Source organism: Paenibacillus sp. O199, assembly GCF_001636635.1.
GTDB lineage: Bacteria > Bacillota > Bacilli > Paenibacillales > Paenibacillaceae > Paenibacillus > Paenibacillus marchantiae.
Genome location: NZ_LGRP01000003.1, coordinates 216554 through 223043 on the forward strand (window position 1 = coordinate 216554; position 6490 = coordinate 223043).

The window sequence follows — 6490 nt, forward strand, 5'->3', positions numbered from 1 at the left end:
TTGCTCGAAGATAATGAGGAACGTTCTATCCGTTGTTTGGAGCTTTAGTTGAAATCGCTGGGCTCGAATTCTGCAGATGATCGCAACCGGGATTAAGGGATAAAAATTCATTAATATGGGGGAAAGTTAAGTGATAAGAAGATTGAAATTATCTATTGTATTTGTGCTTGTAATGACGTTGTTTGTGGTTTCTGCTGCTCAGGCGGCTCCAGTTGGCCAAATAGATGAGATCTCTATTATTGTTAATGATAGTGTAGTCCAGAGTGACGTTAAACCCGTTGTCCATAAAGGAACCACACTTATTCCTTTAAGGGTCCTTGAAGAATCGCTCGGTGTGTCTCTTAACTGGAATAGTTCTACACAAACCATAACGGTTTTTAAAGGAGATGCATTGGGTGTTCTAATTATTAAAAACCCGACTGCCAGCGTTAAAATCGGTGATGTAGAGGAGAAGGTGGTACTCGATCAACCTGCTAAGATCATTCAGAACCGGGTTATGGTACCAGTACGTTTTATTGCGGAACTATTCGGAGCAAAAGTAGTATGGAATCCCACCATTAAAACCATAATCATTAGTACTTTGCAATCGGTTGTCGAAGAATCGCAGAATTCTATAGGCGATGTAGCCAAGGGAGATAAAGGCGATACCGGAGCGACTGGACCAGTTGGAGCACAAGGAGCTTCGGGGCCAGCAGGACCACAAGGCCACGTGGGACCGCAAGGAAATCCAGGGCCAGCAGGAGCACAAGGTCCGGTAGGGCCGCAAGGAGATCCAGGGCCAGCAGGAGCACAAGGTCCAGCAGGTCTGGCGGGACCGCAGGGAGATCCAGGCCCAGCGGGGACTTCTTTTACCTCGGAAGGATTTTCTGTTACCGGTACGACATACTCAATCAATAGTAGCACGCTATTTTCGAATTGGAACGAGGCGTCTCCATATTATGGAAGCCCTACATTTAATCCTGCTACAGGGATATTTACGGCACCGGACACTGGTAGATATTCCATACATGCAACTGTTAATTATAAGATTGACGCGCCAATCAGTGTAAGCATAGGAAGAGGCATTGATCCGGTTTTTACTGTAAAGAAGAATGGCAATATTGATTTAATAAAAGGTTATATGCCTTTCCTTGACGTTAATATAGCGTTAATTTTAACAATGAGAACTGTACTAGGTAGTGCGACGGTGACGTTAACCGGTGATGTAGAGCTGCAGGCAGGTGATCAAGTCGAGTTATATTACGAAGCTGATGGTCTACCCATTGGATTCAGTACGGATATAGTATGGTCGATTCATCGGCTATCCTAATACAAGGTTACATGAGGTGCAGTTGAACCTTTGGTAATAGGAATACCTCTAACAGGTATAGAGAGATCAATAAACTTATAGGGTGTTACAATGGCCATTTGCTAGTTGGATGGGATGCGCCAAATGTTAATAAATTGAGAAAGAGCAACTGACCTTATCGATTTGTGAAAAAATTGAATTTTTGAAAGCCGTTAATCTGAAAAGATGTCGAGGGACAAGAACATGGTCCCATTGAAGTCGCTATTTTAGCGGCTTTTTTAATTTATCGGTACAATTTCTTGGCCCGAGCCAAGGACAAGAACTTGTACCGATTGCCGGAATGGACAAGAACATGTTCCTATTGCCGATTAGGCGTGTATCTAATCGGCATCTTGCTCTTCAATTCATTAAACTAACGGGCAGGTTAGTACAATACCCATCAATCAAATAAAAAAAATTGACTTCGTGTGCACACGAAGCCTTAGACTCACATTTAAGGTCAAACATGAACTTTTGATGCTGATTTGATATGTTCTGGAATATCATATTTTTCTCCGCATTCTGGGTTACTGTTAACAGGATTCCAGGTATCGTTCAATTGACCAGATAAGACACTGTTGTAGTAAGCCTTCTTCTCTTTGATGTGTTTTAATTGAAGGTTGTACTCATAGATCTTCGATTCTAGTTGTTTTTCTTGTTTTGCAACAAGCTCAGCCCTTTCAGGAATCGTCTTATCACCTTCCAAACACATAGCAATGTAATGTTTGACTTCTGAAATTGGCAATCCTGAAATACGAAAGGAGTGCACCATTCGTAACCAATCCAGATCATGGTCAGAAAATAAACGATTATTTCTGCCGTCTCTTGAAACGAAAGGTATCAATTGTTGGTCATCATAATAACGGATCGTATGTTTTGTAAGTCCAGTTATTTCAGATACATCTTTTACCGTATATTTTGGTTCATGTAATGTCTGACTCAATTTCGCACCTCCATGCTATTGACTTCGAGTTACTCGAATACTTTATGATTTTATTCTACCAATGTTGTGAACGCCCATCAACTGGAAATTAACTTCTTCGTTTCGCAGTTATCAAATAAGAAACATAGATGTTTTTTTGGTGATAAATTTGGAATAAGAATAAACGCTTTAAGTTCAGACAACTATTAATAAAGCTTATAAAAAATTAGAAAGAGGTTTGAAAATGAATACAAATTATAAAAATTTGTTTGCATCCTTCACATTCAAAAATGGAATTACCCTTAGAAATCGAGTTGTAATGGCGCCTATGACTACTTGGGCAAGTAATGATGATTACACCATCTCAGATGATGAAGTGAAATATTACAAAAGAAGAGTAAAAGGCGTGGGTCTAGTCATAACAGGATGTACGCATGTCCAACCTAATGGAATAGGTTTTACAAATGAATTTGCAGCATATGACGATAGATTCATCCCAAGTTTACGTAAATTGGCGGATGCAGCGAAAAGCGGTGGAGCCCCTGTGGTACTTCAAATTTTCCACGCAGGCAACAAAGCACTGCCGGATCTTACACCAAATGGGGATGTGGTTAGTTCCAGCGCAGTAGAGACGGAAGCAACTGGATTTGCTCCTTCCGTTATGCCAAGAGAACTTTCGCACGATGAAATATTGGAAGTGATTCATGCGTTTGGAGAAACAACAAGAAGAGCCATTGAAGCAAGGTTTGATGGCGTTGAAATCCATGGTGCGCACGGATTTTTGCTTCAAAACTTTTTCTCTCCTTTCTTCAACAAACGTGAGGATCAATGGGGAGGATCACTTGAAAACCGCCTACGTTTCCCACTAGCCGTGATTAAGGAAATGAAAAACGTCATCGAAAACCATGCTACAGAACCATTTATTTTGGGCTACCGAATCTCTCCTGACGAACATCAAGAAGGCGGTTTAAGAATGAAGGACTCTTATGTATTGATTGACCGACTGATTGAAGCGGGTGTTGATTATGTACATGCTTCACTAGCTGATGCTCTTTCTTCAAAGCCAGTCGATAGCCAAGATAAAAAAACGTATCTAGAGTTGATCGTTGAACATGTAAATAGCCGGGTTCCCGTACTGGCTGCGGGTTCTATGGTAACGCCGGATGATGTTGCAAAAGGATTAGATAAAGGGCTTAACCTAGCAGTGATCGGACACGCGTTAATTACAGAACCAGACTGGGTTGAAAAAGTTCAAAGTGGACAAGAGTCCGAAATTCAAACTACTATAAAGGCTTCCAAGGTTAGTGAGCTTGAGCTTCCGGAAAAACTTTGGGGTGTCATCCAAGCTTCTGGACCATGGTTTATGATCGAAGAATAAAATTAGCTGAAGTTTATTTTTAAAGCAAGATGTTTTTTGAGTCAATGACTCAATTGAAGTGATTCATTAAGTCTGTAACTAATAATGTGGCTGTAGAATTACTACCTTATTTATAATTTTTATAAAAGATATGAAAGGAAGTTTTGAATTTGAGTAATGTATTGATTTTAGGAGCAAGCGGTCAAATTGCACGTTATGCAATTGAATTATTTCTAAACGAAACTGATGTCCAACTTTCACTTTATTTGCGTAACTCTAGCAGATTAAACCACCTTGATTCCGATCGTGTACGAGTAATTGAAGGTGATGTTCTAGATTTTGAGGCATTAAAAAAAGCAATGGTTGGACAGGATGTCGTGTATGCTAATCTAAATGGAGACTTAGAAGAACAAGCCAAAAATATTGTTGAAGCAATGGGTGCGACAGGAGTGAAACGCTTAATTTTTATCACTTCGCTTGGAATTTATGAGGAAATCCCAGGGGAGTTTGGTGAATGGAATAAGCGGACAATCGGTCAATATTTAGGCCCATACCGAAAGTCAGTTGATATTATTGAGGCTTCAGACCTTGACTATACAGTGTTAAGGGCTGCCTGGCTCACGGATTATGATGAAATTGACTATGAGATTACTCAAAAGAATGAGCCATTTAAAGGGACAGAAGTTTCACGTAAGAGTGTTGCGGCGTTAGTTGTTAAGTTAGCGGAATCACCTGAATTGGAAGTTCGTCGCAATTTGGGGGTGAACAAACCAAATACGGAGGGCGATAGACTGGCCTTTGAACCAGAAATTTAAATGGTGACTCCAGAACAAACTTTTTAATAAAAACAATTTTTAAAAAACAAAAGAAACCCATCGTTTTGAACAATTTTATTCAAAACGATGGGTTTTTATATGCAGAACGGATTGTAATATGAAGTGCGACACCTACTGGAAATAAATAAAAAAGGGCCCATGGCCGGATTCGTGTAGAATGAAGGTTCCTACACCACATTCACACAAGGAGAATCCACCAGAATGCTTATCAGGAACGTCGTAAGGCTTCGGTATCTCCCGGTAAATGGTCAGACGCCTTGGCTGCTCTACTAGAGGAAAAACTGGCAGTAACGTGGTCTCCAGAACAAATCACAGAACGTTTCCTCGCCGATCGCCTACCTGCGGTCTCCTTTAAAACCATCTATCGCTGGATCTACGCAGGACGCCTGGTTCAAGGCACATTACAGGTTCTCCGTCACAAAGGGAAGCGTCAGAAACCCGCAGAAACTCGCGGTAAATTCGCCATTGGCAGAACCATTTCAGATCGTCCGAAAGAAGTCCGTTCCCGTGAAACGTTTGGGCACTGGGAACTGGATACCGTCGTATTATCGGGTCGTGGGAAAAGTAAGGGCTGCGTAGCGACGTTGATTGAACGCAAAACGCGTCTATATACCGCTGTTCTTAATCAGTTATAATGAAGATGGATGGTATTGCGTTAAACAAAATGAAGAAGTTCAACTTAGATATAACTCTGTAGAACAGTTAATATCAAAATCCAAAATTGAGGGCAAAACAATAAAGGAGTTATGGAACCATATTATCGTGACTAGTGTATTTTGATAATTCTCTAGGGGAAATAACATATTCCGTTGAAAGTCGCTATTTTTTTAGCGGCTTTTTTTGTTTTATCGGACTATCATTCATATTAGAGCTGCCTAAGTATGATTTAAGTGCCTTAATTGAATATTTGAATGATAAAAACATAATGTGACGTAATGAATTCGTTCAAGTGAGAGGCTATTTTTTCATTAAAATAACGGGAAACGATAGCTCAATAAAACCAACAAAGCAGATGATCAACGTGATCGGCTGCCTTTGTTCAACTAACGGGCAGGGTAGCATTATAAATTCACTTTATTTAGTGAAAACTACCCTTAAAAATGCTGAAGATGAGGGTTTTAGAAATGAAAAGTTTTATCGGATCATTGCTAACAGTCATCATTTTCTTGATGGCAATCCAGCCCGTTTGTGCAAAGCCAAACGATGAACAATTGAAACGGCTTGTACTTACTTTGTTAGCTCCAAAAATACAGGAACAGATTAACCACTATTACAAAAATAAATTAACTGTATCACCTTCGTTTACGCCTTTTTTGGATGGAACTGATGTAGACGTTAAATATCATCCTTCACATATTGAAGTTCAGGTTAAAACAATCCCGTACGTTGGACCTCATTTGGATGTTGGACTCGACTCGATGAGGTTTAGTATGGATAACTCCGGATTAATAGTGGTTCTTGAGTATAAGCACATTAGGGATTATGACTTGCCTCCTAACTGGCAAGAAATTATTAAAACTCGTTAAACCAACGGGAAACGATAACTCAATGATACAAAGAAAACAGTTGATAAAAGTATCAGCAGCTTTTTTAGCTAACAGGCAGGATATTCAAATATCCAGAAAACAGAAGTCTTTCTACCGACCATCACAGTTTCCGGCAATTTTTGGCGGGAAGCCATATTCCTTTTCTACAGCGTCTACAAAGTCAAAAACCGATAAAAGATATAAGAGAAAACGAATGCCAATACAAACGATACAAGAGATAATTTCCGATCACTATTCCACGCCCGAAATCCGTTAGCCACATATAAAACAATCACTGAAAGGAGAATTATTAAACCGTTTTTCCAAAACAGCAAAGTTAAAAATACAGTTAAGGCAGTCAAACACCATATAACTGTAAACCATAGTGGATACTTTGATAAATATTTTTTAAGCATGTAACGTTAGCTTAATGAAACTTAAGAAGGCATCAAAATTGATCAGCTGCTGATTTCAACTAGCGGGCTGACATTAGGGATCGTTGCAGAAATGCTGACGATCCTT

5 protein-coding genes and 1 pseudogene are annotated in these 6490 nt (G+C 39.7%); 5 read left to right on the forward strand and 1 reads right to left on the reverse strand.

Annotated elements, in window-relative coordinates; genetic code table 11:
• Positions 1 to 172: 172 nt before the first annotated feature.
• The gene (locus A6049_RS34345; protein WP_145921904.1) at positions 173 to 1309 is read left to right on the forward strand and encodes a copper amine oxidase N-terminal domain-containing protein; all 1137 of its coding nucleotides are present in this window, start codon (positions 173 to 175) and stop codon (positions 1307 to 1309) included.
• Between the two features lie 478 nt (positions 1310 to 1787).
• Here the strand turns inward: A6049_RS34345 and A6049_RS06125 are convergent, their stop codons facing one another.
• Entirely contained in the window at positions 1788 to 2270 is a 483-nt protein-coding gene (locus A6049_RS06125) for a MerR family transcriptional regulator (protein ID WP_063563781.1), read from the reverse strand.
• 223 nt (positions 2271 to 2493) lie between these two features.
• Between A6049_RS06125 and A6049_RS06130 the strand changes: the two genes are divergently transcribed.
• From A6049_RS06130 to A6049_RS06145, 4 genes and pseudogenes are all read left to right on the forward strand, one after another.
• Positions 2494 to 3627, forward strand: coding sequence for an NADH-dependent flavin oxidoreductase (locus A6049_RS06130; protein ID WP_063563782.1), 1134 nt, complete (start codon positions 2494 to 2496; stop codon positions 3625 to 3627).
• A 149-nt stretch (positions 3628 to 3776) separates the two neighbouring features.
• Positions 3777 to 4421, forward strand: a complete 645-nt coding sequence (locus A6049_RS06135) for an SDR family oxidoreductase (RefSeq protein ID WP_063563783.1) — start codon at positions 3777 to 3779, stop codon at positions 4419 to 4421.
• A 218-nt stretch (positions 4422 to 4639) separates the two neighbouring features.
• Positions 4640 to 5062: pseudogene (locus A6049_RS06140) on the forward strand (IS30 family transposase); the annotation flags it as partial.
• A gap of 504 nt (positions 5063 to 5566) precedes the next feature.
• Positions 5567 to 5968, forward strand: coding sequence for a DUF3888 domain-containing protein (locus tag A6049_RS06145; RefSeq protein ID WP_063563784.1), 402 nt, complete (start codon positions 5567 to 5569; stop codon positions 5966 to 5968).
• Positions 5969 to 6490: the final 522 nt, after the last annotated feature.